Origin of the sequence: Sagittula sp. P11, from assembly GCF_002814095.1 — a bacterium.
Lineage (GTDB): Bacteria > Pseudomonadota > Alphaproteobacteria > Rhodobacterales > Rhodobacteraceae > Sagittula.
Genome location: NZ_CP021913.1, coordinates 1,922,735 through 1,948,608, shown reverse-complemented (window position 1 = coordinate 1,948,608; position 25,874 = coordinate 1,922,735). Strand labels below are relative to the sequence as shown.

The following is a 25,874-nucleotide window of genomic DNA, read 5'->3' as shown; positions in this document are numbered from 1 at the left end:
TGATCGGAGCCGTTCCAACCTCGATGCGCATGTTATCTCATCGCGTAGCCGCAATGTTATTCAGTAACGTTTCGTTGTCAACGGGAATTTTTGGAACGTTCTGCGGGGTTTAGAGGAAGACGGCGTCGAAGGCGGCGACGATCTCTGCCCCGCGCTTCCCGATGTCCTCGGCGGTCCGGCCCGGTTTGAAAAGCTGCGATCCGATGCCGAAGCCGGACACGCCCGCAGCGTGCCAGTCGGCGAAGTCGTCCGGCCCGACGCCGCCCACGGCAAACGTCTCGGTCCCCGCAGGCAGCACGGCCTTCAATGCAGACAACCCGTCAGGGCCAAGCTTGGACGCGGGGAAGAACTTCAGCCCGTCGGCCCCGTTGCGCAGGGCGGTGAAGGCCTCTGTCGCGGTGAACACACCGGGATAGGAGGCCATGCCCGCCTGCTTGGTCGCCACGATCACGCGCGGGTTGCAGTCCGGCGACACGACCATGCCCGCGCCGATGTCCTTCAGCCGCAGCACATCGGCCGGGTCCAGAACGGTGCCCGCGCCGATCAGCGCGCGATCCCCTGCACAGCGGACCATGCGCGCGATGCTGTCGAACGGCTCCGGCGAATTGAGCGGCACCTCGATGCGGGTGATCCCGGCGGCAATCAGCGCCTCGGTCACGGGCTCCGCCTCCGACGGCGTGAGGCCCCGGAGGATGGCGATGATATTCCGCATCAGGCGGTTCCTTTTCTGTAGGCCGCAGTCAGGCCGGCCAGTGTCACGCCTTCGACGGACACGGTGCGTACCATGGCCGATTGCGCCGCAAGCGCGGTGCGATAGATTTCTGCCAGTGCGTTTTCGCCGAGGATGACGACCTGCTGCCCCAGCCAGTAGGGTCTTGCGCCGGCAAGTTCGAGGCCGATCAGCAGGCCCGACAGCCGGGCGCGGGCAGCGCCGGGTCCATCGCCGGAGAGAAGGCTCCCGGCGCGGATGGCAAAGAGATCCGCCGCGACCGTCGCGGGCCGGCCCATCGCCTGATCGACGGCTTCGAGGAAGGTGTCCTGTTCCCAGCCTTCGCCGACGGAAAAGCGCAGGACCGACTGTTTCGACAGAAGGTCGAACATCTCGCCGGTCATGAAGGTCCGGAAGGAAACGACCTCTGCCGCGCTGACATGCACCCACTTGGTATGCGTGCCCGGAAGGCAGAGAACGCCGTCGAAGCCGGACTCAGCGGCAAGGAAACCGCCGATCTGGGTTTCTTCGCCGCGCATGACATCGGGCGGGGCGGACTGGCTCATCCCCGGCAGGATGCGCACGCGCAGCCGGGGATCGGAGGTGGGGACAGGGATACCTTCGGAGGGGATCGCGCAGGGCACCGAGGCGTATGGCGCTTCCTTCCAGCCCTGCCGCGCCCCGGCCATGCCGCAGATGATGACATCGGTCGGACCGGTCAGGCTGTCGCCCAGAAGCTCCAGAAGCACGGCTTCGTAACCGTCCGGAGACAGTTTCGACATGCCGCGCGGGTCGTCGATCCGGCGCACGGGGGCGTCGCCCTGCATCATCCAGAGGCGCAGGTGCGACGTGCCCCAGTCGGCGGCAATCCAGTCCGGAGCGCTCATGTCAGACGCGTCAGGACTTGCAGCGCGTTTCGGCGTCCTCGACCGCGGCAGTGAAGCCCAGCAGGGAGAAGGTGTCCTTCGTGGTGGTCCCGCGCGAGGACACGGCGGTCAGCACGGCACTGGAGCCCCGCTTCATCGCGGTGACCAGCTTGGCGTCGTCCTGCGGCGTGGCGGGCCATGCCCACTCGCCCTCGGTGTACATCTCGAGCTCGGTGCCATCGACCGTGACGTTCACGGTCGAGCCCGGCGCAAACGGGTAGCCGCCGGTAAAGGCCACCTGGCCGTTGACGCCCGCTTCGGGGCGGAAGAACACCATCAGGAGGATCTCGCCCCGGGTCACGGCGACCACGCGGCCATCCTTGGTGTTCACGCTTTCCTTGTACGTGGTGACAGCCCAGCATTCGCGCGGGTTCTGACCCTCGAACACCGACCAGTCGGTCATCGCGTCGACCCGGTTCGTGCTGCTTTCCTGCGCCTGTGCAAAGGTCGCGCCCAACATCATCGCCACGGCGCCAACCATGCGACCAAGAGTAGAATTCATTCCTGCAGCCTCCAGCTGTCCATGCCTCTGACCGTCCGCGTTCCCGGCCCTGTCCCGACCATTGTGGTCCGCGGCGGTGTTTTCTCTCGACGGCAGGACTTTAGCCTGAAAAAAGCAAAATGCGAAAGCCCCGTTGGCAGAAAGTCGCTCAGGCGAAAGGAGGTCGGAATGGCAGCTCGGATGATGGTGGAAGTCTGGCGCGGACCGCTGGCAGAAAGCGTGCATGCAGGCCATGCTGTGGTCTGTGACGGCACCGGCGAAATCGTCGAGGCCTGGGGAGATCCCGAAGCCGTGATCCTGCCGCGCAGTTCGGCCAAGATGATCCAGGCCCTGCCGCTTGTCGCCTCGGGCGCGGCGGACGCATTTTCCCTGTCGACCGAACGGCTTGCGCTGTCCTGCGCGTCCCACGAAGGGGCGCCCGTTCACAATGGCGCGGTGCGCGAATGGCTGGCGGATATCGGCCGGTCGGAGAGTGACCTGATCTGCGGGCCGCAGCCCTCGCGCGACAAGGACCTGTGGCTCGGGATGATCCGCGACGGCCAGGAGCCGGGCCGGGTTCTCAACAACTGCTCGGGCAAGCACACCGGCTTCCTGACGCTGACCCGTCACCTCGGCGCAGGGGCGGAGTATTGCGACCCGGATCACCCGGTGCAGAGGGCCTGCCTTTCGGCCTTCGAGGAAGTCACCGAAATGGAATCCCCCGGCTTCGGAATCGACGGCTGTTCCGCGCCGAACTTCGCCACCTCCATGGCGGGCATGGCCCGGGCGATGGCATTCTACGCGACGGCCAGCCAGCGGGGCGACCTTCTGTCACGCTCGGCGGCCAGGCTGGTGGAGGCGATGATCGCCCATCCGCTGCTGGTCGCGGGCGAGGGCCGTGCCTGCACGCTGATGATGCAGGCCGCGAAAGAGCCGGTGGCAATCAAGACCGGCGCCGAAGGCTACTTCATCGCCATCCTGCCGGAGCGCGGGCTTGGCATATCGCTGAAGATCGCGGACGGGGCCACGCGCGCCTCCGAATGCGCCATGGCGGCGATCCTCGTCCGCCTGGGGGTGTTGAGTGCAGAGCACCCCGACGTGAAGCGCTTCCTCAACCCCGAGATCCGCAACTGGGACGGGCGCGTCACCGGTTGGGTCCGCCCCGCCCCCGGCGTCTTCTAGCGTCTAGGCAAAGTCGGACCGGGCGTAGCCCTGCAGGAACAGCAACGCCGTCAGGTCGCCATGGTTGATCCTCAGGTCACATTGCGCCTGCACGCTGGGCTTGGCGTGCAGCGCGACGCCCATGCCTGCCCGGTTCAGCATCCCGAGATCGTTGGCCCCGTCGCCCACTGCGACGGCATCGGCCTCCGTGATGCCGAGCCGCGCGGTGATCTGTTCCAGTGCCTCGATCTTCGCCTCGCGGCCGAGGATCGGACGCCCGACCTCACCCGTCAGCTGGCCCGCGTCGATCAGCAGGGTGTTGGCACGGTTCTCGTCGAAACCCAGAAGCGCCGACACGCGCGCGGTGAAGGCGGTGAAGCCGCCCGACACCAGCGCCGCATGTCCGCTCGCGGCGTGCATCGTGTCGATCAGGGTCTGGCCGCCCGGCATCAGCGTGATGCGTTCGGCCACGACCTTGTCGATGACGCTTTCCGGCAGACCCTTCAGCAGCGCGACACGCTCGATCAGCGCGCCTTCGAAGTCCAGTTCCCCGTTCATCGCCCGCGCGGTGATGTCCTTCACATGCGCGCCGACGCCCGCCTCTTCGGCCAGTTCGTCGATGCACTCCTGCTGGATCATCGTGCTGTCCATGTCGGCCAGCAGCATCTTCTTGCGGCGGTTCTCGGCGGGGACGAGGTTCAGGTCCGCCTGTGTCGTGATGCTGTCGCGCACCTCGTCGAAATTGCCGGGCTTCACCTCCAGCGGAAATTCGGCGGCTTCGTCCGGAGAAAGCCAGGTCGCGGTGCCGCCCCCGAAGGCGTTGCGCAGGCTGTCCACAAGGGCCGCGTCCAGCGTGCCCGGTTTCGCGATGAGCGAGGCGATAAGCATGAAGGTCCCCCGACAAGGAATGTCGCGCGCTTTAAGCACGCCGGCGCGGGAAGGACCAGACGCCGGGGCGGTGTTCAGCCCTTCGACTTCACCGCCTGCAGCAGCATCTCCATTGCCATTCGGGCGCCGCGGGCGTCCTGAAAGGCGATGCCTGCGCCGCTGGTCTCCCACAGGGATCGGGCGTCCTCGCCGCTGGCCAGCATGTCCTCCAGCAATCCGCGCAGGACCGGGCGTTCGTCGGGTGCGATGCCGGAGACCGCTTCGTCCACTGCGTCCTCGAACCGCTCGAAGCGGTCGAAGATCTGGTGCGACAGCGCCTTGCCGACCTGCGTCCAGACTGCGGACTGTGGCGGTGTCATCTCCATCGGTTCACCCCTGCGGACGGCGGGCATCCACCGGCCACGGGCGCGCCCGTGGGTAGGGCGGGGCTTTGCGCCACCGCCCCAGCCAGAGAGGCAGCCTCAGGAAATGAACTTCTTGTAGGCCGCTTCATCCATCATGTCCTCCAGCTCGGACAGGTCCTCGACCTTGAGCTTGAAGAACCAGGCGTCCCCTTCGGGGTCCTCGTTCACCTTGCCCGGGTCCTCGACGATCGCCTCGTTGACCTCCACGATCTCGCCGTCCAGCGGCGCGAGGATGTCCGACGCCGCTTTCACGGATTCGATGACCACGACCTCGTCGTCCTTCGAAACCTCACGCCCGACATCGGGCAGTTCGACAAAGACCACGTCGCCCAGTTGTTCGGCAGCGTGCGCCGTGATGCCGACGACAACGAGGTCGCCTTCGACTTCGAGCCATTCATGCTCTTCGGTGAATTTCATGTGTCGTCTCCTGTCCGTTCACCGTTTGAATCCTGCCGGAACGAAAGGCAGCGCGGCGACATCGACCGCCATCCGCTTGCCCCGTACCTCGCCCCACAGCCGCGTTCCCTCGCCTGCGAAGTCCGTCGCGACGTAGCCCATAGCCACCGGCCCGCCAACCGTCGGACCGAACCCGCCGGAGGTCACCTCGCCGATTTGCGTGCCGCCGGTCTCCGCGTCGAAGAGCGGCACGCCCGACCGCATCGGCGCCCGGCCCTCGGGCCGCAGGCCGACGCGCTTGCGCTTCACACCGTCGGCAAGCTGGCCAAGGATGTAATCCGCCCCCTCGAAGCCGCCCTCCGTCTTGCGGCGCTTGCCCATGGCCCATGTCAGACCGGCCTCGACCGGCGTCGTCGTCTCGTCGATGTCCTGGCCATAAAGGCACAGCCCGGCCTCGAGCCGCAACGAATCCCGTGCGCCGAGGCCGATGGGCTCGACCCGCGGGTCCTGCAGCAGTGCCTTCACAAAGGCCTCTGCCGATTGATTGGGCAGCGAGATCTCGAACCCGTCCTCGCCGGTGTAGCCCGAACGCGACACCCAGCATTCCGCGCCGCCAAGGGGCAGCGTTGCCACGTCCATGAACTTCATGTCGCGGACGGCGGGGTGATGCTCGGCCAGGACGTCCTCCGCAGCCGGGCCCTGCAGCGCGATCAGCGCGCGGTTTTCCAGCAGCTTCACGCGGATGCCTTCCGGCTCCAGCGCGGCGCGCATCAGGGTGAGGTCGGTGTCCTTGCAGGCGGCGTTGACCACCACGAACAGGTGATCCTCGCGCCGGGCGATCATCAGGTCGTCGACGATCCCGCCGTCGGCGTTGGTGAGATAACCGTACTTCTGTCGGTCCTCGGGCAGGTTCGCGATGTCCACCGGCACGATCTTTTCCAGCGCCTCGTCCAGCCCGGGGCCGCGCAGCACGACCTGGCCCATGTGGGACACGTCGAACAGGCCGGCGGCGGCGCGGGTGTGAAGGTGTTCCTTCATGACGCCAAGGCCGTATTGCACCGGCATCTCGTAACCGGCGAAGGGCACCATCTTGGCGCCCAGCGAACGGTGCAGCCCGTTCAGCACGGTTTCCTTCAGGCCGTCCTCGTCGTCATCATGGTCGTGGCTATGGTCGTGGGCCATGCGCGCTCCTCTAGGTCGTTCCCGGGGCAGCATCGCGCCGGGACAGGTCTGGCGCGCCCCTCGGCACGCCGCGTCTGCCCCCTCTGTCCCGTCGCCTGAGATCGTTATCCCTTCGGCGGACGCGTGACGCGCCACTCTCCAGAGTCTTCTTTCCCCCGACGGTCCTTGGGCCTGAGCGTTTCCGGGGCGGTTGCGCCTTCGGCACCGGCGCTTGCCGGTTCTCCCGTCTGGATTTTCCGGACGCTAGTGGATGCCTTCGGCGATGACAAGCGCGCTGTCGGCCCCTTTGGCCCGTGCCGCAACCGACGCCCGGCCAGAGCATTTCGCCTGCGGTGCGATGATGTCCAGAAGCGGAACATTGTCGCACACCAGCGTGTCCAGCGTGATCGGGTCGAGCGTCTCGTAGAAGGAGTTCGCGGCCTTGGTCAGCAGGTCGCGCAGGCGGCAGGCCTCTGTCAGCGGACAGGTGTTGTCCACGTCGGCAAAGCACTCGGCCAGCGGTACTGGCTGCTCCAGGTGGCGGAAGACGTCGCCGATGACGATCTCGCTGGCCGGGCGTGCCAGTTCCAGCCCGCCGTTGCGGCCGCGCTGGGTGTGCAGGAAGCCAAGCTGGGCAAGCTGGTTGATGACCTGTGCAAGGTGGTTTTCCGAGGCGTTGCAGACCTGCGCGATCTCGTGCTTGGTCACCAGTCGTCCGGTGTGCGCCGCGCAATACATCAGGACGCGCATGGCGATGTTGGTTCTCTTGGTGACTCGCACGGACGGCCCTCCGATCCCTTTGTTGCGCGGTCTGTATGGCATCTCGCGGGGGACAAGCGTTTGACATGCATCAATTTGGCCAAATAAATGCCGTCTATGAGAAGCATGTTTTTCTTCGGTTACGGCTCGCTTGTGAACGCGGCCACCCATGCGCACGCGCCCTGCCTGCCCGCAACGGTGCGCGGTTGGCGGCGGACCTGGGTGGCGACGCCGCAGCGCGCCCTGTGCTACCTGAGCGTGGTGCGCGATCCTGCCGGTCAGGTCGAAGGGGCGATTGCCCCGGTGCCCGATGGCGACTGGGCCGCGCTCGACCTGCGGGAGGCGGCCTATGCCCGCCACGACGCCACGGCGGACGTGACCCATGACAGCGAGGCCGGGCAGATCGCGATATACTCCGTCCCGCCGGAACACAGCGGGGCCCCCGGTCCGGAGAACGCGATCCTGCTCAGCTACCTCGACACGGTGATCGGCGGGTTTCTTCACCTGCACGGGCGTGCCGGGGCGGAGGCGTTCTTTGCCACCACCTCCGGCTGGGAGGCGGCGGTGCTGAACGACCGTGCCGCGCCCCGCTATCCGCGCAGCATCGCCCCCACGCACGAGGTTCTGGACCTTATCGACGAGTCGCTGTCCTCTCTGGGCAGCCGGATCGTGACGGCGGAGTAGCTGCGGCGACCGGCTGACCGCCTCAGGCAAAGCTGCCATGGCAGAACCAGCCGGACGACAGTGTCCCGCCGTGGGCGTAGAACAGCCACAGCCGGTCGCCCCGGTCGGTCTCCACCTGCCAGTAGTCGCGATGGCCGGAGCGCCAGGCCGGATCGTCGAACCACCATTCCGGCGCGATGCGTTCCGGGCCGATTTGCCCCGTCGCCTGCCAGTCCCGCCCGCGCCAGCGGAACCGGCCGGGCAGGCGCGGCGTGTCGGGTGCGTGGACCGGCTCCGGATGCCAGAGCATCAGCGGACGCGGGCGCGGCGGCGGCTGCCAGTCGCGGGAGGGATCTGTCCAGGCGGCGGGCACCACCTTCGAGCCCTTCTCGGGGATGTGGCTGTCGGCGGGATGGCGGCGGGTGACGGCCTCCATCCCCAGCCGGGCGCCGAGGCGGCCGATCAGGTCCTCCAGCGCGGCGCCCCTGTCGCGGCGGCGGGCGCCGAGGGCCGCCGCCTCTGCATGGCCGGCGGTGATGCGGGCGTGCAGCGGTTCCGTCACCAGCGCCTCCAGCCGCAGCATGTCGATGCCGGGGCCCGCGTCCATCCCGGGGATCTTCAGCTTCATCAGCGGCACCAGCCGGTGTGCCTGATCCGCGGCGCGGGCGGCGGTCACCGTCTGCCAGATCATCTCGTGATCGCAGCGGTGGATTTCCATCCGCAGGGTGCGGACGCCGCGCCCGGCGTTCTTCAGCCGGGCGCAGAGGCGCTCCGTCATGCGGGCAAAGGCCTCTGCCACGTCGTCCTCCAGCCCGATGGGATCGGGGAAGGACATGCGCACGGCAAAGCGTTCCGGCGCGGCCTTCGGAGAGACCGGTTCCGGCGCGCTGCCCATGGCCTGATCCAGCCGTTCGACCAGCCCGCGCCCGAAGCGCCGCGCCAGGCCGGCGCGTGGCTGGCCGAGGATGTCGCCCACCTGCCGCAGGCCCAGCCGCGTGAGTTGTTCGACCGTCTGCGGCGGCAGGCGCAGGGCGCTGATCGGCAGGGCGGACAGCGCCCCCCACGCGGCACCGGGGGCGGCGATGCGCGTGGCCACAGGACCGCCGGCCGGGACATCGGAGATCGCCCGGCGCTTGCCGGCCCGGGCGCGGGTCGCGGGGGCCTCCTGGTCGATGGCGTCGCCGGAGCGGGCCACGCTGCGCCCCCCTTCGGCGAACCGCGCCAGCGCCCAGGCCGCCCCCAGCGTGTCGGCAAGCCCGAGCCGCACCGTCAGGCCAAGGTCGGCACAGTCGCGCGCGACCTGATCGCACAGCTGCCGTTCTCCGCCGAAGAGATGCGCGCAGCCGGTCAGGTCGATCACCAGCGCGTCGGGCGGCTCTGCCGCGACCCAGGGCGAGAACTTGCCTGCCCAGCGGTGCAGCGCGTCGAGGAACCCCTGTTCGCGGTGCGCCATCGCGGGGCGGGTCAGCAGCGTCGCGCAGAGCGCATGGGCATCGCGCAGGGACTGCCCGCGGGACAACCCCGCGGCCGTGGCCTCGACAGAGAGCGCGGCCAGCGTCTGGGCGTTGCCGTCAGAGGCGACGGTGGCAAAGGGTTGCCCGGCAAGATGCGGCTCCGCCCGCAGCCAGCGTTCGGCGCCGAGGCGGGGAAACCAGAGCGAGAGGATACGGCGTTTGGACATGAGGCAGCAGCGTTGTTCTTCATTTGTTCTATAGAGGGCGGGCCGGGGAGTCGAGTCCGGCGGGCTGCGGGTGCTTGGGCGGAAAACGGCGCAACGCGGCCCGCAACAGGCCGTGGTTGTTGGAAAATCCGGCATGCCGACCGATGTTTGGATGGAAGGCGGAGTGAACTCCGCCCTACGACATGGTGTGCGTGCGGTTACGGAAACACGACGTCCCGCCCGCCGGAAGGAGCAAGCTCATGCGACAGGCATGGATACTGACATTGGTGATTCCCGCGCTGGCGGCCTGCGAGCCGGTTACGGACCCGCGCGGCCCTGCGCCCACCTGCGCCGCAGGACAATTCGCTGGCATCGTGGGGCAACCGGTCGCCGCGGCCGCTGCCGTACCCGAACCGAAACGGATCATCCGCCCCGGCGACATGGTGACGGAGGACTACAGGTCGAACCGCACGAACGTGTACCTCGACGGGCAGGACGTCATCACCGAGCTGAAGTGCGGCTGACCTGACGCGTCAGCCCCGGCGTGCCGAGACGCGCGGCGCGTCCGCCTCCGGTTCTTCGGTCAGGCGGCGCAGGGCGGCGCGCAGTTCGCCCGTGTCCTCGCCGGAGCGGATGAGGTCTTCCAGTTCCTTCTGAAGCCGCAGGTCGCAGCTTCGGACGGAATGGCGGAGCGCGTCGACAAGCTGCCGCTCGTCCGTCGTATCGGCCGCCTGGGTCCGCGCCCTGAGCGAGGTGTCGAGCGCCTTCAAGGCGGTCAGCGCCTCCCTCCGCCGGGCGATGCGGCGTGCGCGGATGGCCGCAGGATCGCGGCTGTCCGACAGGAGAAGCGCCAGATACCCGCCTTCCACCGCGCCGTCGCAATGGGTGACGATTGCCTCGCGCAGCAGGTCGGGGCGTTCGACCGCCCGCAGCCGCGCTACCAGTTGCGCGGTTTCCGGAGACAGGAAGGCGTCGGGCAAGGTCGGGGCGGTCATGGGAATGGGAACCTCTCTCCGCAGGGTCCGCCCGAGACTGGCGGCGACTTCCGAAGATTCGGTTAAAATTCTGCAAGCGGGCCGCACGCGGCCGGAAGCACCCTCCGGCGCAGGACTGTCGGGTTGCGGCGTCAATTGGTTTGGCGCAGTGTCCGCGCAAATCAGTGTGTCTTAAGGAGAGATGACGATGCGGACAAAAGCGGCGGTGGCGCTGGAAGCGGGCAAGCCCCTGGAGGTAATGGAAGTGAACCTCGAAGGTCCGAAGGCGGGCGAGGTCCTGGTCGAGATCAAGGCGACGGGCATCTGCCACACGGACGAATTCACCCTGTCGGGCGCCGATCCGGAGGGGCTGTTCCCCGCCATCCTCGGCCACGAAGGCGCAGGCGTGGTGCTCGAGGTGGGCCCGGGCGTGACCTCGCTGAAGCCGGGCGATCACGTGATCCCGCTTTACACCCCCGAATGCCGCCAGTGCGAATACTGCCTCAACCCCAAGACCAACCTCTGCCAGGCCATCCGGACCACGCAGGGACAGGGCCTGATGCCGGACGGCACCTCGCGCTTCTCGATGCTCGATGGCACGCCGATCCTGCACTACATGGGCTGTTCGACCTTCTCGAACCACACCGTCCTGCCGGAGATCGCGCTGGCAAAGATCAACCCGGACGCGCCTTTCGACAAGGTCTGCTACATCGGCTGCGGCGTGACCACGGGCATCGGCGCGGTCATCAACACCGCCAAGGTGGAGATCGGGTCGCGCGCCATCGTCTTCGGCCTGGGCGGGATCGGCCTGAACGTGATCCAGGGCCTGCGGCTGGCGGGCGCGGACCAGATCGTCGGCGTCGACCTGAACCCCGACAAGGTCGAGATGGCGACGCGCTTCGGCATGACCGATTTCGTCAACCCGAAGGACGTGGAGGGCGACCTCGTTCCCTACCTCGTGGACCTGACCAAAGGCGGTGCGGATTACACCTTCGACGCGACGGGCAACGTGGGCGTGATGCGCACCGCGCTGGAAGCGGCCCACAAGGGCTGGGGTGAATCGATCATCATCGGCGTGGCGCCGGCTGGGGCCGAGATCAGCACCCGTCCCTTCCAGCTTGTCACCGGGCGGGTCTGGAAAGGCACCGCGTTCGGCGGCGCGCGCGGGCGCACGGATGTCCCGAAGATCGTCGACTGGTACATGCAGGGCAAGATCGAGATCGATCCGATGATCACCCACACGCTGACCCTCGACGAGATCAACAAGGGCTTCGACCTGATGCACGCGGGCGAGTCGATCCGTTCGGTCGTGGTCTACTGACAAGGCCGGGCCCGCGCCGCTTTTGCGCGGGCCCGATCAACCGGCGGCGGCCCATGGTCACGCCTTGCGGGCGTGGCGATCTGCCTGCCGCCCCTCGTTCCAGCCCACGAAAACGGAGCCATCCCCATGAAAGCGGTCCTCTTCGAGAAATTCCGTGAAGCCCCGAAGGTCGTGACGGTCAGCGACCCGACGCCCGATCCGCACGGCGTCGTCATCAAGGTCGAGGCGACCGGGGTCTGCCGCTCTGACTGGCATGGCTGGATGGGGCACGACAGCGACATCCACCTGCCGCATGTGCCGGGGCACGAACTGGCCGGCATCGTCGAGGCGGTGGGCAAGGACGTGGTCAACTGGAAGCGCGGCGACCGCGTGACCGTCCCCTTCATCTCGGGCTGCGGGTCCTGCCCTGAGTGCCACGCCGGACACCAGCAGGTGTGCCTTGCACAGGAGCAGCCCGGCTTCACCTACTGGGGGTCGTTCGCGGAGTACGTGATGGTCCACAAGGCGGACCTGAACCTCGTGGCCCTTCCGGAAAACATGGATTTCGCGACTGCCGCCAGCCTGGGCTGCCGGTTCGCCACGTCGTTCCGCGCTGTCGTGGATCAGGGGAAGGTCTCGGCGGGCCAGTGGGTTGCGGTGCACGGCTGCGGCGGTGTCGGGCTGTCGGCGGTGATGATCGCCAATGCCGTGGGCGCCAACGTCATCGCCATCGACATCGACGACCGGAAGCTGGCTCTGGCAAAGGAACTGGGCGCGGTGGCCACGATCAACGGCGCAACGGGCGACGTGCCCGAAGCGGTGATCGACCTGACCCGCGGTGGCGCGCATGTCTCGCTGGACGCGCTGGGGCATCCGGTGACCTGCTTCAACTCGATCCAGAACCTGAAACCGCGCGGCAAGCACGTGCAGGTCGGCCTCATGCTGGGCGAGCACACGACACCGCAGGTCCCCATGGCGAAGGTCATCGGCAAGGAGCTGGAGATCCTCGGCTCGCACGGGATGCAGGCCCACCGCTATGGCGCGATGCTGGACATGATCACCTCCGGCAAGCTGGATCCGTCGCGCCTTGTCGGTGACCGGATCAGTCTGGAGGATGCGCCGGCGGCCCTTATGAACATGGACAGATTCCAGTCCATCGGCGCGACGGTTATCACCTCTTTCTGACGCATCAGGAGCCGGGGCGCGTTGGCTACTGGTCGTTCTTGCCGCGGATCGTCTTCAGAAGGCTGGTCATCGCGCGGTTGGCGTCCGGTCCCATGTCCTTTGGCAGGGGCAGGGCCGGGATGAAACGGATCGGGTCGCCGCGCTGGGGGGCCTGGCCCACATGATGGATGCCGGGCTTGCCCGCACCGGCGTAACCTTTCGGCGCCTCTGTCCGCTTCTTCATCCCGTCGCGCACGTCCTTGATGTTGGACAGCAGGCCCACGATGTCCGAGGCGAACCTGCCGTGCGCAGTGGCCGCGTCGTGCGAGTGGCCCATCTGCTTCGAACTGTAGAACACGAACCCGCCGACAAGTCCGCCGACATCGCCGTAGAGGTATTTTCCTTCGCCCAGTTGCCGCAGGATGCGCTGGCCGGGGCTTTCGGTGACGTACACCGGCTTGCCCTTCTTCGTATAGTGCGAGGGCGTCGGGTTGTTCAGCTGCTGCTCGTCCGGCGGGTTTGCGGCTGAGGACATGACACGGATGGTCCGGGCATGTGCGCCGATCCCCATGTAGTAATCGAAGACGTCGGTGTTCACGGGCGTGCCTGCCGGATGGGCCTTCTGCAGCCGGATAATCGGAGACACGGATTTGCCCTCGACGAGTTCGACCGGCGCCCACTCGGCGAACACGGTAAAGATCACCTCGATCTCCTGCTTCGTGAAGGTGCCGGTCAGTTCCTTCAGGAAAACGGTCAGCGGCGCCTTGGTGAAGCCCTGCGCACGTTTGACCCGGTGACGGAAGCTGGCGACGCGGATGGCGTGTGCCTGCGGCGAGAAGGACGGCTGGGGGGCGGCTTCGAGCGTGTTGAGCGGCTGATTCATGGCATGCTCCGTCTGTCAGAGCGCGTGGGGCGCGTCAGGCCCCCCGCGGCATCCGGGGTGAACAGGGACGTGATGAAATCGGCTAAGGGATCAAAGACCCGCCCGACCCGAAATCGGTCGCCGGCGCGGTCACCTATTACGTTGCGTCAGTCTGGGGTACGGGCATTTCCCGGTCAAGGTAGGTTTCTACCTACCCCAGTCGGATGGGTCCGGCGACGGCACGTCTGGACCTTCCCGCAGACCCGGCGCATGGTGCGCGGTGATCCGGCGCTCGTCCTGGCGGACGCCCCGGTTGAAGATGGTCGGAGGCACTGGGGCACATGACGCTGGTCATGTTGGCGAATGGCCTGCTCATGATGGGCATGGCGGCGCTGATGGCGTTGATCGGGCTGGCATATCCCGAAACACGCGGGGTTTTCCTGGAGGCGGCGACGCTGGTGGGTTTCGTCGGCGGGCTGTCAACGCTCGCCGTCGCGAACCGGCCACGCGGCTTCCGGCGCATGCACTCCTTCCTTGTCACCGGCACGATCTGGATCACCGGCGCGACCATGGGCGCGATCCCGCTGTGGTTCTGGCAGATGACCCCGGTGGACGCCTTCTTCGAATCGATGTCGGGGATCACCACCACCGGGTCGACGGTGATGACCGGGCTGGATTCCACCCCGCGCGGCATCCTCCTGTGGCGTGCCATCCTGCAATGGCTGGGCGGGATCGGGTTCATCGTCGCGGGCATCGCACTGCTGCCGATCCTGCGGGTCGGGGGGATGCAGCTCTTCAAGACCGAAAGCTCCGAAAAGGGCGACAAGGAAATGGCGACGGCGGCCCGCTTTGCCGGGACGACGCTCTGGGTCTATGCCGGGCTGACGGTGTCCTGTCTCGCGGTCTACCACGCCGGCGGAATGACCGCCTTCGAGGCGCTGGTGCACGCGCTGACCACACTTTCGACGGGCGGCTACTCGACCTCGGACGCGTCCTTCGGCCAGTTCGAGCAACCGTTCCTCGAATGGGCCGGGACGTTCTTCATGGCCGCAGGGGCGCTTCCCTTCGCGTGGTACATGAAGGGCATCGGCAAGGGCGATTTCCGCAGCGAGCAGGTGCGCGCCCTCGCTGTCCTGTTCTTCGTCTCGATATTGCTGATCACGGCATGGCGGGTCTGGACCTCGGGCGAACCGGTTTTCGAGGTGCTGCGGCACGTGGCGTTCAGCGTGGTCTCCGTGGTGACGACAACGGGTTATGCCACGGTCGACTACACGACATGGGGGCCCTTCGCCGCGACCGCCTTCCTCGTGCTGACGGCGATGGGCGGGTGCAGCGGCTCGACCTCGGGCGGGGCCAAGATGATGCGGTGGCTGATCATGCTGCGCGTGCTGCGCATCCGGTTCCAGCGCGTGCGCCTGCCCCATTCGATGGATTCGCCGCGCTATCAGGGCCGGGTGATCGGTGACGACGTGGTGACCGGGGTGATGACCTTCTTCGTGCTCTACGCGATCACGGTCTTCGGCCTGGCCGTTGTGCTCGACCTTTACGAACTGGACATGATGACCTCTTTCAGCGGCGCGCTGACGGCGGTGGCGAACGTCGGGCCGGGCATCGGCAGCCAGATCGGCCCCTCCGGCAACTTCGCCAACCTGCCCGAGGGCGCAAAGTGGTGGCTGTCTTTCGGCATGTACGCGGGTCGTCTCGAGATGATGACGGTCTACGTTCTGTTCACCCGTGTATTCTGGCGCGAGGTGGCCTGACGTATCGCGTCTGTGGGAAAGGGTGGACATGAGGAACAGGATCCGGGAGCTCTATGTCGGCGAAAGCACGCGTGCGCACCGGTTCCGCTACGCGTTGCTGGCTTTCGACATCGGCACGATCCTGTTCGTGATCGCCACCTCCTTCACCGAGCACGGGCCCTTTTTCGAAGCGATCGACGCGTTCTTTGGCGTGGTCATCCTGATTGAGTTCGGGATGCGGTTGTGGATTTCGACCAACCGCTGGCGGCTGATGACCCGGCTCACCACGCTGGCGGACCTCGTGGCCATCGTGTCCTTCCTTGCGCCGCTGGCGGGCGAGGGGCTGGGATTCCTTCGGGTGATGCGGACGCTCCGGCTCCTGCACACCTACCACCTGTCGGAACAGTTGAAGCGCGACTTCCCCTACTTCCGCCGCAACGGGGATATCGTCCTCGCTGTACTGAACCTCGGGGTCTTCATCTTCGTGATGACCGGGCTGGTCTACGCGACGCAGTACAACGTGAACCCCCAGATCCGGAACTACGCCGACGCGCTGTATTTCACGGTGACGGCGCTGACGACCACCGGGTTCGGGGACATCGTGTTGCAGGGGTCAGTGGGACGTCTGATCTCGGTCGTCGTCATGCTATTCGGCATCACGCTGTTCCTGCGGCTGGTGCAGGTGCTGTTCCGGCCCAACAAGGTGCGGTGCGAGTGCGAGGAATGCGGGCTGGTCCTGCACGATGCCGACGCGGTCCACTGCAAGCACTGCGGGACCGTGATGCACATCAGGACCGAAGGGCAGTCCTGACTCCGGCCAGTCCCGGCCGGCTGACCGCTTGACGGCGGGTCCGCGTTCGGCCAGCACACGGGCAGGGCGGTCCGGACGAAGGGGAACGGCGTGCAGATCCGAGAAGCGGTTGAAAGTGATCGGCACGCGGTCTGGTCGATGCTGGAGCCGGTGTTCCGCGCAGGTGACACCTATGCCATCGACACCGACATACCGAAGGACGCAGCACTGGCCTACTGGTTCGGGCCGGAGCGCACCGTGTTCGTCTGCGAGGAGGCGGGCGCGCTCCTGGGCACATACTACATCGTGCGCAACCAGAAGGGCGGCGGCAGCCACGTCTGCAACTGCGGCTACGTCACGGCAGAGGCGGCGCGGGGCGGGGGCGTCGCGCGCGCCATGCTGGCCCATTCGCTGGAGGTGGCGCCGGGGATGGGCTTCACGGCCATGCAGTACAATTGCGTCGTGTCCAGCAACACAAGGGCCGTGAAGACCTGGGAACAGGCCGGCTTCGAGACGGTCGGCCGCCTGCCCGGAGCCTTCCGGCTGCCATCCGGCGTGGCGGTGGATGCGCTGGTGATGTTCCGCACCCTGTGATTCTCAAGATCGGCGCGCGGCAGGTAGCGGCGCGCGCCGCATTGCCTTGTCCGACAAGCGCGTGGAATTACATGCACGTCTGACAATGTTGGGTTGAGTTGTAATGATTTTCCTATCGGGTGAGTTCATCGAGAGGACGGGCAGGCGCGAACGGCGCCACGCAAGCGACCTCCGGATTGCCGAGTTCCTGCGGGGCCGCGTGGCAGAGGCGAAGACCGTCGAGGAGGAGACCCTTCTCGGCTTTGTCCGGCGCAACCGCGGGCTCGCCGCACGCTTCGGTATTACCTCAGAACAGGGCGTGGCGCGTTTCTGCCTCGTGCAGGTGGTCTACGGCGGCGCTGCCGAGCGCGACCCCGGCGTGGCGTCCTACCTGATGCGCCCCGACGGCGATCCGGAGGAGGATATCCGGCGTCTTGTCGATACGCTGGCCCGGTTGTCCGCTCCGGACGGGGGCGCCTGATGGCGCTGCCGGCACTGGCTGCGCCCTTGGCGTGGAACCTGCTCCGCCAGGGTGCGATGTGGGCCGGACGCGCGCTGCTCGGGCGGGGCGCGCAGCAGGCGGCGACCGGCGCAGCCGTCACCGCCGGGGCTGCCGCCGTGCACGAGATGACGAACGGCGCGAACGACGAGATCGACCAGACCCTCGCGCCCGCCGATGCCACGCAGGCCTGTGCCACCTGCGCCCGGAACAATCCCTGCCGGCATCTGGCGGCGGGGGCGCCCGGCGGTCCGTATCGCGGCGGCGCCTATGGCACGCTTGCGGCGAACGGCGGTCATCGTCATCACACCCCGGCCAAGGCGGTCAGCCCCTTGCCCCATGCGATCGGACCGGCCTTGCAGATGGACACCGCCGATCACATGATGACGGCCAGCCACCCGGCCTCGGGTGGCGACTACCTTGGATACCAGGCGGCGCAGGCTTCACTTATCGCGTCTGGCAACTTCATGGGAGCGGTCATGATGGACGTGGCGGACATCCAGTCCAAGTTCCCCGGCAAATACGACGTGGCGCTGGCGCAGATGGTCGCCTACGCGGAATGTCTCAAGCAGAATGGAGTGGTGCAATGATGGACGATGTCACATGGCAGATCGCGCCGAACGAGGGGCTCCTGCCGGTGCGCTTCGGAGACACGCCCGACGCTGTTGCGGCCCTGCCCGGGATGCCCGTGGTGGAACGATCCGTGCCGCAGTTCGGCGGTGGCGTGACGGAGCAGCGCGGGCCGCTGGTGCCGAGCATCGGTTACGCCGAAGGTGTCGTCACCTACATCGCCGCTGTCGCGGACGTCCCGCGCGTGCGCTTCGGTGAACTCGACATCTTTGCCGCCCCGCCGAACGAGGTGCTCGCCGCGCTCGAAGAGGCCAACGGCGCCCCGCCGGGCCTGACCTTCGACACGCTGGAGTTCGTGGCGCTGAATGTCTCGTGCACCGGGTACTACTTCCCGCGGGAGGATCGCCTTTTCGACCGGGACCGCGACGACCAGGACGACCGGGTGATGATCCTGCGCGCGCCGGGCACGCGGGTCGTGGTGCCGGGGGTCGATCCGGTGCCGATCAGTTTCCTCTGAGCCCGCTCCGCCCTCCGGGTTTCGGTTCGACAGTGCCCCTGTCCGTGTTAGGAGGGCCACACCGAGAGAACCGAGGAAGCACCGATGCCCAATGATACACGCCTGCTGGCCGTACTGATCGACGGGGACAACACCTCCCCGAAATATGCGAGGGCGCTTTTCGACGAGATCGCCTCGCTGGGCGAGGCCTCCGTCCGACGGGTCTACGGCGATTTCGGCAGCCAGCAGATGAACGGCTGGAGCCGGGTCACCGCGGAATACGGCCTTGTGCCGCTGCACTCGCCCGCGAACACCGTGGGCAAGAACGCCTCTGACATCTCGCTGGTGATCGACGCCATGGACCTGATGCACACCGAGCGGTTCGACGGCTTCGTGCTGGTCAGCTCGGATTCGGACTTCACCCGGCTGGCGAGCCGGATCCGCGAACAGGGCCTCGATGTCTACGGCATGGGGATGCAGAAGACGCCTGACGCTTTCCGCAAGGCCTGCAAGCGTTTCATCTACCTCGAGAACATCGACAGCGCGCCGGAAGAATCGAAGGACATCAAGACCGACAAGCGGCCGATGACGGAGGCGCGCGACCTGATCTTCAAGGCGATGGATTCGATCGACGGCGACGACGACTGGTACAAGCTGGGTGACATCGGGCAGGTCATCACCGCGGCCAACCCCGACTTCGACACCCGGACATACGGCAAGCGCAAGCTGTCGGACCTCGTGAAGGCGCTCAAGGTGTTCGAGACCCGGAACTCCGCCAGCCAGCTGCTGGTGCGGCGCGTCGACTGAGGGGCAGGCGGCGCAAAGCCCCGCCCTGCAGGGCGTCAGAGCGGGGTGGTGGCCACGAGCGCGATGATCGCCGAGACGGTCAGGATCGACGCCGCGGTCGAGATCAGGATCGAGGCAGAGACCCGCTGTGGCGCGATGCCGTAGTGCTGCGCCAGGATGAAGACGTTGCCCGCGACGGGCAGCGCCGCCGCCGACACGGCGACCGACGCGCGGTAGGCGTCGACCGGGAAGAACAGGTAGACGCCCAGTCCGACGAACAGCGGGTGCAGGATCAGCTTGGCAAACGACAGCCAGGCCGCGATCTGCAGCCGCTCTGCCGACTTGGACGCGAGCGAGGCGCCGATGGCGAACAGCGCCCCCGGCGTCGCCGCCGCGCCCAACGTCGAAAAGAAGCTGTCCAGCACGTCATGCAGCCCCAGCCCGGTGGCCGACACCATGAGCCCGGCGGCGATGGAGACGATCATCGGGTTCTTCAGCAGCCCGACCGCCAGCTTCTGGAAGATGCGCAGCGACATGGACCCTTCCCGCGCCGCCGTGACGATCAGGGTCAGCGCCGAGGAAAAGACGATCAGGTCGATGGACAGGATCAGGATGATCGGGCCCACCGCCTCCTGTCCCAGCAGCAGCGCCAGCATGGGCACGCCGAGGAAGCCGGTGTTGCCGATGGCCGCGCATTGCGCCTCGATCGCGGCGGTCTGGGTGTCCAGCCCGCGCGCGAAGGCGATCAGCATACCGATGGCGTAGGTGACGCCCGTGCCCCAGAGATACGCGGACGCCAGCCGGGGTTCGAAGATCTCGTCGAAGGACAGGTTGGCCGAGAACCGGAACAGCATCGCCGACAATGCGAAGTAGAAGACGAACTTCGTCAGGTGCGCGCTCGCTTCCTCCGAGAAGAAGCGGATGCGCGCGGCCCCGTAGCCAAGACCGATCAGGCCGAAGAAAGGTAACGTCTTGAGGAAGATCGCCAGCATGATCGTTCGATAGCACGGGGGGCGGTGGCGTCAATCCGCGCCGGCCTTGCGGCGTATCAAGGCGCGCCCGGGGCAGGGTCGGAGGATCCTCCGGTCTGATGCGATCCCGCAGGCGCGCCGCGACGACACGCCTACTGTCCCTCTCCATCGAAGTGACGGAGCGGAGTCGTTGACAGGATGGGGGTGGGCGCGGGATCATTCCCGGCATGACACCGGGAAAAGCCTACCTGACGAGCGAGGAGATTCGGGCGCTGTCGCAGCGGTCCGACGCCTGGGGTCTGGCGCTTGTGGCGCACGCCTGGGCGCTGATCCTCGGCAGCGTCTGGCTGTTCACCCTGTGGCCCAATCCCCTGACCTTCGTGCTTGCGGTGATCGTCATCGGTTCGCGTCAACTGGGGCTGGCGATCCTGATGCACGAGGCGGCGCACAACGCCCTGTTCAGGACACGCGCCTGGAACGAATGGGCGGGGGCGTGGCTGTGCGGGCGACCGATCCTCGCCGATCTGGCCAGCTACCGGCATTACCACCTGATGCACCACCGGCACACGCAGACCGACAAGGACCCCGACCTGAAGCTCTCGGCGCCGTTCCCGACCACGCGCGCCTCTCTGCGCCGCAAGCTGATCCGCGATCTGACCGGGCAGACCGGCATCAGGCAGCGTGCAGCCCAGATCGCCTTTGCCTTCCGCCTCGCCGGAGAGACGGAGGGCGTGTCGAGCCAGGACCTCGCGCAGGCGTTCAGTGGGCCTGTGCTGGGCAAGGCCCTGATCGTCAACGCCGTCCTGTTCGCGCTGTTCTGGGCGCTGTTCGGCTGGTGGACGTGGTTCGCCTTCTGGCTCCTGCCGCTGCTGACGTGGTTCCAGCTTGTCCTCAGGGTGCGCAACATCGCCGAACACGGCGCGGTCGAGAAGTCCGAGGACCCATTGCGCAACACCCGGACCACACTTGCCGGACCTCTGGAACGGCTGCTGGTCGCGCCCTACTGGGTCAACTATCATCTGGAGCATCACCTGGTGATGCACGTTCCGGCCTACAGGCTGCCGATGCTTCACCGCATGCTGCGCGACAAGGGGCTGGGCGAACGGATGACACAGGCAAACGGCTATCTCGACGTGCTCCGGCAGGCGAGCGCGCGAGGTTGATGAAGCGCGAAAGCTACGCGCCCCACGCGGTCCTCACCCTGCCCACATTCCACCGCTGCGAGCTGTGGCGGCTGGTGCTGGGACTTGTGCTCGCGACCGTCATCATGTTCGGGCTGACGCGGGGCATCATCGCGCTCATCAGCGGCATCGTCGGCCCGGATCGGTTCCCGGCGGTGTTGAGCATGATCACCTCCGGGCGGGACCCATGGGGGCTTCTGGCGCAACTGTCGCTGATGGGGGCCATGGGCATCGGCGCCATCGTCGTGGCCGAAACCCTGCACGGACGCACTGCCGGCAGCCTGTTCGGTCCGGCGCGGCTGTTCTGGCCACAGTTCCTGCGGGTCGCGGCCGTACTGGTGGCGCTGAACGTCGTGATCGCGCTGCTGCCGCCCTGGCCGCTGCAGATGGCGTCGGAGCCGGGCCTGCCGCCCGGGCAGTGGCTGGCGCTGCTGCCACTGACGATCGGCGCGCTGCTGGTCCAGACCGCATCGGAAGAGGTGCTGTTCCGCGGCTATTTCCAGAGCACGCTGGCCGCGAGGGTGAAATGGCCTGCCGTCTGGCTGATCCTGCCCTCGCTGGCCTTCGGCCTGGGGCACTATGCGCCGGACGTCTGGGGCAGCAATGCGGTGCCCATCGCGCTGTGGGCCGTGGCCTTCGGTCTGGCCGCCGCCGACCTGACGGCGCGGTCGGGCAGCCTTGGCCCCGCCATCGCCTTTCACCTCGTCAACAACTTCGTGGCCATCGGCGTGATGTCCCTGCAGGGCGACCTCTCGGGCCTGGCGCTGACGAAGCTGCCCTACGGGCCGGAGGACGAGGCGGCACTGGCCGCGATCCTGCCTGTCGACCTTGCAACGCTCTTCGTAAGCTGGCTCGCCGCGCGTCTCGCCTTACGCGTATAGAATTGATAGTTTCCCGCATTGGTGGTATCCTTCGGTTCGGCGCATAGCCGTTTATTTTGAACCGGACGGATTGAAACCATGAGACATTTCAAGGGGGTGGCCCGCGTGGCTGCCGTGCTTTTCCCTGTGCTTCTGCCATGTGCGGCCTTGGCGCAGGACAACTTCCACAACAGGATGGAGCGGGCGATCTCCGACTTCCTCGCCACGCCTGCCGAGGATCGCAAGCAGATCGTGCTCGACAACGGCAGCGTCATGATCCCGCCGGAGTTGCGCGCGGACGTGCGCTTTGGCTTCCAGAAGCGGATGACGCTGTCCGGACATGGCGTGCTGTTCGACATCGAGGGCCAGCGTGTCACCCTGTCGGAGCGGGACATGACCGAAATCGCCGAGGAGATGCTGGGCGTCGTCCGGGCAGAGGACCCGGAGAAACCGGTGCTGGAGCGCGAGGCGGAGGCGCAACTGAAACAGATCCTCGACCGCGGGCTGGAGATGCGCCGGCGCGGCGAGCTGAAAGGGCCGGAGGCGGTGCTGCTCGACCTTGAGCTGGTGCGCGCGATGGCCCACCGTCTGCCGGACGAACTGCGGTCGGGATACCTCTGGCGGGTGGATTTCATCCGCGACGAGATGGTCCGTCAGAAGTTGGTCGAGCCGAAACTGCTGACCAACTTCGTGATCATCGTGGAGATCAATGACTGGATCATCCGGTGGTTCCTGCGGACCGACTACATGCGCGAATGCGCCGCCGCCGGGGTGCCGGTGCCGCCGGACTTCGCGCTGACCGGAACGGCGTGGCGCGAACAGGGAGGCCTGTCCACGAACCTGCTCTCACCCGGCGCCGTGGCCAATGTCTGGACGTGGAACGTCACGGGCAAGCGCGGCGCCTGCGTGGCCCTGCCGCGCGGAACAGGCGGGCCGGGGAGCCTTGCCGGGATAATCTGCCAGTCGGCCGAGACCGGCAACGCCTGCTTCTGGGACAACATCCGGCGTTCCGACAACCAGCGCGTGCCATGGGCAACGGAGACGCTGGTGATCCGGGACCTGAAGGACGGCAGCGAACTGTCGGAAACCTGCCCGGCCTGTCACAAGGGCAACAACGTCTTCCTCGTGTCGCCCGACGATCCGACGTGGTGCAAGCTGCTGCGCGGCGGGCAGGGCGGATCGGGATGTTCGGCGGTGAACGGTCCGGGCTCTGCCGGGTTCACGCTGGCGGTGGAGGCGGAGGTCAACACGGTCAACGTCCCCAATACCTCGATCCGGCATTCGCGCTACGCGCCTTACAGCGGCACCCCGGCGCGGCCGGGCTGGGTGAACACCGAAGGTGTCGGCTGCGGCGGGGTCTGCCACCTCGGATCGGGGGGCAGCTTCAACCTGCCGCCCATGCCGCCAAGCTGCGGCGTAGACTGCTACTGACCGGAACGGGGGCGGCGCAGAGCCCCGCCCTACAGGCCGTCGCGCGTGCCGGATTGGCTTGCGCGGCGGCCCTTTCACGGCGCCCGCGAACCGGACGCCATCCGAGGGGAAGATTGCAATTCGTCGCAGCGGGGCATAAGTCACGCGCAAACGATGAACTCGGGGCTTCCATGAACTGGATCACCAACTACGTCCGTCCGCGCATCAATTCGATCTTCTCCCGCCGGGAAGTCCCGGAGAACCTGTGGTCGAAGTGCGAAAGCTGCGGAACGATGCTGTTTCACCGCGAGATCAGCGACAACCTGAACGTCTGCACCAACTGCGGCCACCACATGCACATCACGCCGCGTGACCGCTTTCACGCGCTGTTCGACGGTGGCATCTACGCCGAGGTGGCCGTGCCGGAACCGATGGCCGACCCGCTGCACTTCCGAGACTCCAAGCGCTACCCCGACCGGGTGCGCGCCGCGCAGAAAGGCACAGGCGAGAAGGAGGCCATGCTGGTCGGCGCTGGCGAGATCGGGCGCACGCCCGTGGTCTGTGCCGCGCAGGACTTCAGCTTCATGGCCGGGTCGATGGGCATGTACGTCGGCAATGCCATCGTCGCCGCTGCCGAAGAGGCGGTGAAGCTGGGCCGCCCGCTGATCCTGTTCTCGGCCGCGGGCGGTGCGCGCATGCAGGAGGGTATCCTGAGCCTCATGCAGATGCCGCGCACCACCGTCGCCGTGCAGATGCTGAAGGAGGCCGGGCTGCCGTATATCGTCGTCCTGACCCATCCGACCACCGGCGGGGTGACGGCTTCCTACGCGATGCTGGGCGACGTGCAGATCGCCGAACCCGGCGCGCTTATCTGCTTTGCCGGCCCGCGCGTGATCGAGCAAACCATCCGCGAGAAGCTGCCCGAAGGCTTCCAGCGCGCCGAGTACCTGCTGGAACACGGCATGCTCGACCGGGTGACCGACCGCCGCGACATGCGCGAGGAGCTGATCGTGTTGTGCCGCCTGCTGATGAAGATGCCGCCGCCGACGTGGGGCGATCTTCCGGCCCCGGGGCCAGAGGACATGGTGCGGGAGCCGAACGCGGCTCTGGACAACACCAAGGCGTGAGACCGGGCTGAACGCCCCTTTCGAGGATGTGAAAGAGATGGGTCAGGGCTCTGACGTGATACTGGAGCGCCTGATGGCGCTGCATCCCAAGGTCATCGACCTCGTTCTGGACCGGGTCTGGCGCCTGCTCGAGGCGCTGGGGCATCCGGAGCGCGACCTGCCCCCCGTGATCCATCTTGCCGGGACCAACGGCAAGGGGTCGACCCAGGCGATGATCCGCGCCGGGCTGGAGGCCGAGGGCAAGCGCGTCCACGCCTATACCTCTCCGCATCTCGTCCGGTTCCATGAACGTATCCGTCTGGCCGGGACGCTGATCACCGAAGACGCGCTGGCCGCGGTTCTGGACGAATGCGAGGCCGCCAATGGCGGCGCGCCGATCACCTATTTCGAGATCACGACCTGCGCCGCGCTTCTGGCCATGGCCCGCACGCCCGCCGATTTCACCCTGCTTGAGACCGGCCTCGGCGGACGCCTCGACGCGACGAACGTCGTCGAGAAGCCGGAACTGACGATCATCACGCCGATCTCGATGGATCACGAAAGCTTTCTTGGCGACACGCTGGCGAAGATCGCGGGCGAGAAGGCCGGGATCCTGAAACGCGGCGTGCCCTGCGTCGTCGGTCCGCAACCGGACGAGGCAATGGACGTGATCGAGGCACGGGCGCAAGCACTGGGTGCACCGCTTCTGGCCTACGGCCAGCAGTGGCACGCCTGGGAAGAGCGGGGACGTCTGGTCTATCAGGATGAAACCGGCCTGCTGGACCTGCCTATGCCGAACCTGCCCGGCGCACATCAGGTGCAGAACGCAGGCGCGGCCCTGGCGGCCTTGCGGCATCTCGGCGCCGGAGAGGCGGCACATGAAGCGGCCGTGACGCAAGCCTATTGGCCCGCACGTATGCAGAGGCTGCGGCATGGGCCGGACCTCGACAGCTTGCCGGGGATCGAGCTTTGGCTCGACGGCGGCCACAACCCGGCCGCCGGAGAAGCCATCGCCGCGCATCTCGCACGCCTGCCGGACCGCCCGACGTGGCTGGTGTGCGGCATGCTGAACACCAAGGACGCGCGCGGTTTCCTGCGTCCGCTTGCCACCCGCGCCAAGGGCCTTCTGGCGGTGTCCATCCCCGGGGAGGCCAATACCCTTCCCGCGGAGGAAACGGCGCGCATGGCGGCGGAGGTCGGCCACGCTGCCGAGGTGTGTACGGATGTCACCGAGGCCATCCACCGGATCGGGAAAACCGATCCCGCCGCGCGCGTGGTGATCTGCGGCTCTCTCTATCTTGCAGGCAGGGTGCTCAATTCCTATAGTTGATCGCGCAATCATGCATCCCTATAGTATCTTTCCTGAAGCGCCGGCCATGCCGGGC

Annotated in this window: 29 protein-coding genes and 1 riboswitch; of the genes, 17 read left to right on the top strand and 12 right to left on the bottom strand. The window is 67.1% G+C overall.

Translation table 11 applies throughout. From position 1 onward, the window contains the following. Window positions 1–109: 109 nt before the first annotated feature. Genes CDO87_RS09545 through CDO87_RS09535 form a run of 3 tightly spaced genes read right to left on the bottom strand, consistent with a single transcriptional unit; the run spans window position 110 to window position 2,137 of the window. On the bottom strand, window positions 110–715 hold the full coding sequence (locus CDO87_RS09545; RefSeq protein ID WP_100930904.1) for a 2-dehydro-3-deoxy-6-phosphogalactonate aldolase: 606 nt from the start codon (window positions 713–715) through the stop codon (window positions 110–112). Beyond that, window positions 712–1,596 (bottom strand): 2-dehydro-3-deoxygalactonokinase, encoded by an 885-nt coding sequence (locus CDO87_RS09540; protein WP_100928561.1) that lies wholly within the window; start codon window positions 1,594–1,596, stop codon window positions 712–714. The genes CDO87_RS09545 and CDO87_RS09540 overlap by 4 nt, the downstream gene beginning before the upstream one ends. 10 nt (window positions 1,597–1,606) lie before the next feature. Further along, window positions 1,607–2,137: an invasion associated locus B family protein gene (locus CDO87_RS09535; protein ID WP_100928560.1), complete on the bottom strand. Its 531-nt coding sequence runs from the start codon at window positions 2,135–2,137 to the stop codon at window positions 1,607–1,609. Window positions 2,138–2,320: 183 nt separating this feature from the next. Here CDO87_RS09535 and CDO87_RS09530 point away from each other — a divergent pair, with 183 nt between their 5' ends. Next, entirely contained in the window at window positions 2,321–3,298 is a 978-nt protein-coding gene (locus tag CDO87_RS09530; RefSeq protein WP_100930903.1) for an asparaginase, read from the top strand. Window positions 3,299–3,301: 3 nt separating this feature from the next. Here CDO87_RS09530 and serB read toward each other — a convergent pair whose 3' ends face one another. From serB to CDO87_RS09505, 5 genes are all read right to left on the bottom strand, one after another. Further along, a complete protein-coding gene (gene serB, locus CDO87_RS09525) occupies window positions 3,302–4,165 on the bottom strand; it encodes a phosphoserine phosphatase SerB (RefSeq protein WP_100928559.1) in 864 nt (287 codons plus the stop codon). Between the two features lie 74 nt (window positions 4,166–4,239). Next, on the bottom strand, window positions 4,240–4,530 hold the full coding sequence (locus tag CDO87_RS09520; RefSeq protein ID WP_100928558.1) for a hypothetical protein: 291 nt from the start codon (window positions 4,528–4,530) through the stop codon (window positions 4,240–4,242). A gap of 96 nt (window positions 4,531–4,626) precedes the next feature. After that, window positions 4,627–4,986 (bottom strand): glycine cleavage system protein GcvH, encoded by a 360-nt coding sequence (gene gcvH / locus CDO87_RS09515; protein WP_100928557.1) that lies wholly within the window; start codon window positions 4,984–4,986, stop codon window positions 4,627–4,629. An 18-nt stretch (window positions 4,987–5,004) separates the two neighbouring features. Further along, entirely contained in the window at window positions 5,005–6,147 is a 1,143-nt protein-coding gene (gcvT, locus tag CDO87_RS09510; protein ID WP_100928556.1) for a glycine cleavage system aminomethyltransferase GcvT, read from the bottom strand. A gap of 149 nt (window positions 6,148–6,296) precedes the next feature. Beyond that, window positions 6,297–6,383, bottom strand: a riboswitch (glycine riboswitch). A 7-nt stretch (window positions 6,384–6,390) separates the two neighbouring features. After that, a complete protein-coding gene (locus CDO87_RS09505) occupies window positions 6,391–6,906 on the bottom strand; it encodes an Rrf2 family transcriptional regulator (RefSeq protein ID WP_100928555.1) in 516 nt (171 codons plus the stop codon). Between the two features lie 105 nt (window positions 6,907–7,011). Between CDO87_RS09505 and CDO87_RS09500 the strand changes: the two genes are divergently transcribed. Further along, window positions 7,012–7,569, top strand: a complete 558-nt coding sequence (locus CDO87_RS09500) for a gamma-glutamylcyclotransferase family protein (RefSeq protein WP_100928554.1) — start codon at window positions 7,012–7,014, stop codon at window positions 7,567–7,569. A 22-nt stretch (window positions 7,570–7,591) separates the two neighbouring features. On the opposite strand, the gene CDO87_RS09495 is transcribed toward CDO87_RS09500, so the two are convergent. After that, window positions 7,592–9,229 carry a DNA polymerase Y family protein gene (locus CDO87_RS09495; RefSeq protein WP_100928553.1) on the bottom strand — a complete coding sequence of 546 codons (1,638 nt, stop codon included), beginning with the start codon at window positions 9,227–9,229 and terminating at the stop codon, window positions 7,592–7,594. Between the two features lie 239 nt (window positions 9,230–9,468). On the opposite strand from CDO87_RS09495, the gene CDO87_RS09490 reads away from it, so the two are divergent. Continuing rightward, window positions 9,469–9,732: an I78 family peptidase inhibitor gene (locus tag CDO87_RS09490; RefSeq protein ID WP_157814958.1), complete on the top strand. Its 264-nt coding sequence runs from the start codon at window positions 9,469–9,471 to the stop codon at window positions 9,730–9,732. Between the two features lie 9 nt (window positions 9,733–9,741). Here the strand turns inward: CDO87_RS09490 and CDO87_RS09485 are convergent, their stop codons facing one another. Beyond that, window positions 9,742–10,203, bottom strand: a complete 462-nt coding sequence (locus CDO87_RS09485; RefSeq protein ID WP_100928551.1) for a hypothetical protein — start codon at window positions 10,201–10,203, stop codon at window positions 9,742–9,744. A gap of 187 nt (window positions 10,204–10,390) precedes the next feature. Here CDO87_RS09485 and CDO87_RS09480 point away from each other — a divergent pair, with 187 nt between their 5' ends. After that, window positions 10,391–11,503 (top strand): S-(hydroxymethyl)glutathione dehydrogenase/class III alcohol dehydrogenase, encoded by a 1,113-nt coding sequence (locus CDO87_RS09480; RefSeq protein ID WP_100928550.1) that lies wholly within the window; start codon window positions 10,391–10,393, stop codon window positions 11,501–11,503. A gap of 126 nt (window positions 11,504–11,629) precedes the next feature. Further along, on the top strand, window positions 11,630–12,667 hold the full coding sequence (locus CDO87_RS09475) for a zinc-dependent alcohol dehydrogenase family protein (RefSeq protein ID WP_100928549.1): 1,038 nt from the start codon (window positions 11,630–11,632) through the stop codon (window positions 12,665–12,667). A gap of 25 nt (window positions 12,668–12,692) precedes the next feature. Here CDO87_RS09475 and CDO87_RS09470 read toward each other — a convergent pair whose 3' ends face one another. After that, window positions 12,693–13,529, bottom strand: a complete 837-nt coding sequence (locus CDO87_RS09470) for a hypothetical protein (protein ID WP_100928548.1) — start codon at window positions 13,527–13,529, stop codon at window positions 12,693–12,695. Between the two features lie 320 nt (window positions 13,530–13,849). On the opposite strand from CDO87_RS09470, the gene CDO87_RS09465 reads away from it, so the two are divergent. The 7 genes from CDO87_RS09465 to CDO87_RS09435 all read left to right on the top strand — a co-directional run bounded on the left by CDO87_RS09465 (window position 13,850) and on the right by CDO87_RS09435 (window position 18,982). Next, complete coding sequence (locus CDO87_RS09465; RefSeq protein WP_100928547.1) at window positions 13,850–15,268, top strand: TrkH family potassium uptake protein; 1,419 nt, start codon at window positions 13,850–13,852, stop codon at window positions 15,266–15,268. A 28-nt stretch (window positions 15,269–15,296) separates the two neighbouring features. Then, a complete protein-coding gene (locus CDO87_RS09460) occupies window positions 15,297–16,058 on the top strand; it encodes a potassium channel family protein (protein ID WP_100928546.1) in 762 nt (253 codons plus the stop codon). A 138-nt stretch (window positions 16,059–16,196) separates the two neighbouring features. Then, window positions 16,197–16,631, top strand: coding sequence for a GNAT family N-acetyltransferase (locus tag CDO87_RS09455; RefSeq protein WP_100930902.1), 435 nt, complete (start codon window positions 16,197–16,199; stop codon window positions 16,629–16,631). Window positions 16,632–16,734: 103 nt separating this feature from the next. Continuing rightward, window positions 16,735–17,091, top strand: coding sequence for a hypothetical protein (locus CDO87_RS09450; protein WP_100928545.1), 357 nt, complete (start codon window positions 16,735–16,737; stop codon window positions 17,089–17,091). Further along, a complete protein-coding gene (locus tag CDO87_RS09445; protein ID WP_100928544.1) occupies window positions 17,091–17,699 on the top strand; it encodes a hypothetical protein in 609 nt (202 codons plus the stop codon). The genes CDO87_RS09450 and CDO87_RS09445 overlap by 1 nt, the downstream gene beginning before the upstream one ends. Then, window positions 17,696–18,196 (top strand): hypothetical protein, encoded by a 501-nt coding sequence (locus CDO87_RS09440; protein ID WP_100928543.1) that lies wholly within the window; start codon window positions 17,696–17,698, stop codon window positions 18,194–18,196. The genes CDO87_RS09445 and CDO87_RS09440 overlap by 4 nt, the downstream gene beginning before the upstream one ends. 84 nt (window positions 18,197–18,280) lie before the next feature. After that, complete coding sequence (locus CDO87_RS09435; protein WP_100928542.1) at window positions 18,281–18,982, top strand: NYN domain-containing protein; 702 nt, start codon at window positions 18,281–18,283, stop codon at window positions 18,980–18,982. 35 nt (window positions 18,983–19,017) lie between these two features. On the opposite strand, the gene CDO87_RS09430 is transcribed toward CDO87_RS09435, so the two are convergent. Continuing rightward, entirely contained in the window at window positions 19,018–19,953 is a 936-nt protein-coding gene (locus tag CDO87_RS09430) for an AEC family transporter (protein ID WP_100928541.1), read from the bottom strand. A gap of 206 nt (window positions 19,954–20,159) precedes the next feature. Here CDO87_RS09430 and CDO87_RS09425 point away from each other — a divergent pair, with 206 nt between their 5' ends. From CDO87_RS09425 to CDO87_RS09405, 5 genes are all read left to right on the top strand, one after another. Beyond that, a complete protein-coding gene (locus tag CDO87_RS09425; RefSeq protein ID WP_100928540.1) occupies window positions 20,160–21,095 on the top strand; it encodes a fatty acid desaturase family protein in 936 nt (311 codons plus the stop codon). Further along, the gene (locus tag CDO87_RS09420; protein ID WP_100928539.1) at window positions 21,095–21,994 is read left to right on the top strand and encodes a CPBP family intramembrane glutamic endopeptidase; all 900 of its coding nucleotides are present in this window, start codon (window positions 21,095–21,097) and stop codon (window positions 21,992–21,994) included. Before CDO87_RS09425 ends, CDO87_RS09420 begins: the two co-directional genes overlap by 1 nt. A gap of 78 nt (window positions 21,995–22,072) precedes the next feature. After that, entirely contained in the window at window positions 22,073–23,404 is a 1,332-nt protein-coding gene (locus CDO87_RS09415) for a hypothetical protein (protein ID WP_100928538.1), read from the top strand. Window positions 23,405–23,574: 170 nt separating this feature from the next. Further along, the gene (gene accD, locus CDO87_RS09410) at window positions 23,575–24,510 is read left to right on the top strand and encodes an acetyl-CoA carboxylase, carboxyltransferase subunit beta (RefSeq protein WP_100928537.1); all 936 of its coding nucleotides are present in this window, start codon (window positions 23,575–23,577) and stop codon (window positions 24,508–24,510) included. A gap of 37 nt (window positions 24,511–24,547) precedes the next feature. Further along, entirely contained in the window at window positions 24,548–25,819 is a 1,272-nt protein-coding gene (locus tag CDO87_RS09405) for a folylpolyglutamate synthase/dihydrofolate synthase family protein (RefSeq protein ID WP_100928536.1), read from the top strand. The last annotated feature ends 55 nt before the right edge of the window (window positions 25,820–25,874 follow it).

What these genes read in the sequence shown, in the direction of transcription:
- CDO87_RS09495 (WP_100928553.1), bottom strand. Translation starts at nt 9,229, where the DNA reads ATGTCCAAACGCCGTATCCTCTCGCTCTGGTTTCCCCGCCTCGGCGCC.
- gcvT (WP_100928556.1), bottom strand. Translation starts at nt 6,147, where the DNA reads ATGGCCCACGACCATAGCCACGACCATGATGACGACGAGGACGGCCTG.
- CDO87_RS09460 (WP_100928546.1), top strand. Translation starts at nt 15,297, where the DNA reads ATGAGGAACAGGATCCGGGAGCTCTATGTCGGCGAAAGCACGCGTGCG.
- CDO87_RS09500 (WP_100928554.1), top strand. Translation starts at nt 7,012, where the DNA reads ATGTTTTTCTTCGGTTACGGCTCGCTTGTGAACGCGGCCACCCATGCG.
- CDO87_RS09440 (WP_100928543.1), top strand. Translation starts at nt 17,696, where the DNA reads ATGATGGACGATGTCACATGGCAGATCGCGCCGAACGAGGGGCTCCTG.
- CDO87_RS09530 (WP_100930903.1), top strand. Translation starts at nt 2,321, where the DNA reads ATGGTGGAAGTCTGGCGCGGACCGCTGGCAGAAAGCGTGCATGCAGGC.
- CDO87_RS09425 (WP_100928540.1), top strand. Translation starts at nt 20,160, where the DNA reads ATGACACCGGGAAAAGCCTACCTGACGAGCGAGGAGATTCGGGCGCTG.
- CDO87_RS09465 (WP_100928547.1), top strand. Translation starts at nt 13,850, where the DNA reads ATGACGCTGGTCATGTTGGCGAATGGCCTGCTCATGATGGGCATGGCG.
- CDO87_RS09535 (WP_100928560.1), bottom strand. Translation starts at nt 2,137, where the DNA reads ATGAATTCTACTCTTGGTCGCATGGTTGGCGCCGTGGCGATGATGTTG.
- CDO87_RS09490 (WP_157814958.1), top strand. Translation starts at nt 9,469, where the DNA reads ATGCGACAGGCATGGATACTGACATTGGTGATTCCCGCGCTGGCGGCC.
- CDO87_RS09470 (WP_100928548.1), bottom strand. Translation starts at nt 13,529, where the DNA reads ATGAATCAGCCGCTCAACACGCTCGAAGCCGCCCCCCAGCCGTCCTTC.
- CDO87_RS09450 (WP_100928545.1), top strand. Translation starts at nt 16,735, where the DNA reads ATGATTTTCCTATCGGGTGAGTTCATCGAGAGGACGGGCAGGCGCGAA.
- CDO87_RS09520 (WP_100928558.1), bottom strand. Translation starts at nt 4,530, where the DNA reads ATGGAGATGACACCGCCACAGTCCGCAGTCTGGACGCAGGTCGGCAAG.
- CDO87_RS09445 (WP_100928544.1), top strand. Translation starts at nt 17,091, where the DNA reads ATGGCGCTGCCGGCACTGGCTGCGCCCTTGGCGTGGAACCTGCTCCGC.
- CDO87_RS09475 (WP_100928549.1), top strand. Translation starts at nt 11,630, where the DNA reads ATGAAAGCGGTCCTCTTCGAGAAATTCCGTGAAGCCCCGAAGGTCGTG.
- CDO87_RS09480 (WP_100928550.1), top strand. Translation starts at nt 10,391, where the DNA reads ATGCGGACAAAAGCGGCGGTGGCGCTGGAAGCGGGCAAGCCCCTGGAG.
- serB (WP_100928559.1), bottom strand. Translation starts at nt 4,165, where the DNA reads ATGCTTATCGCCTCGCTCATCGCGAAACCGGGCACGCTGGACGCGGCC.
- CDO87_RS09485 (WP_100928551.1), bottom strand. Translation starts at nt 10,203, where the DNA reads ATGACCGCCCCGACCTTGCCCGACGCCTTCCTGTCTCCGGAAACCGCG.
- CDO87_RS09415 (WP_100928538.1), top strand. Translation starts at nt 22,073, where the DNA reads ATGAGACATTTCAAGGGGGTGGCCCGCGTGGCTGCCGTGCTTTTCCCT.
- CDO87_RS09455 (WP_100930902.1), top strand. Translation starts at nt 16,197, where the DNA reads ATGCTGGAGCCGGTGTTCCGCGCAGGTGACACCTATGCCATCGACACC.
- CDO87_RS09540 (WP_100928561.1), bottom strand. Translation starts at nt 1,596, where the DNA reads ATGAGCGCTCCGGACTGGATTGCCGCCGACTGGGGCACGTCGCACCTG.
- accD (WP_100928537.1), top strand. Translation starts at nt 23,575, where the DNA reads ATGAACTGGATCACCAACTACGTCCGTCCGCGCATCAATTCGATCTTC.
- CDO87_RS09430 (WP_100928541.1), bottom strand. Translation starts at nt 19,953, where the DNA reads ATGCTGGCGATCTTCCTCAAGACGTTACCTTTCTTCGGCCTGATCGGT.
- CDO87_RS09435 (WP_100928542.1), top strand. Translation starts at nt 18,281, where the DNA reads ATGCCCAATGATACACGCCTGCTGGCCGTACTGATCGACGGGGACAAC.
- gcvH (WP_100928557.1), bottom strand. Translation starts at nt 4,986, where the DNA reads ATGAAATTCACCGAAGAGCATGAATGGCTCGAAGTCGAAGGCGACCTC.
- CDO87_RS09420 (WP_100928539.1), top strand. Translation starts at nt 21,095, where the DNA reads ATGAAGCGCGAAAGCTACGCGCCCCACGCGGTCCTCACCCTGCCCACA.
- CDO87_RS09405 (WP_100928536.1), top strand. Translation starts at nt 24,548, where the DNA reads ATGGGTCAGGGCTCTGACGTGATACTGGAGCGCCTGATGGCGCTGCAT.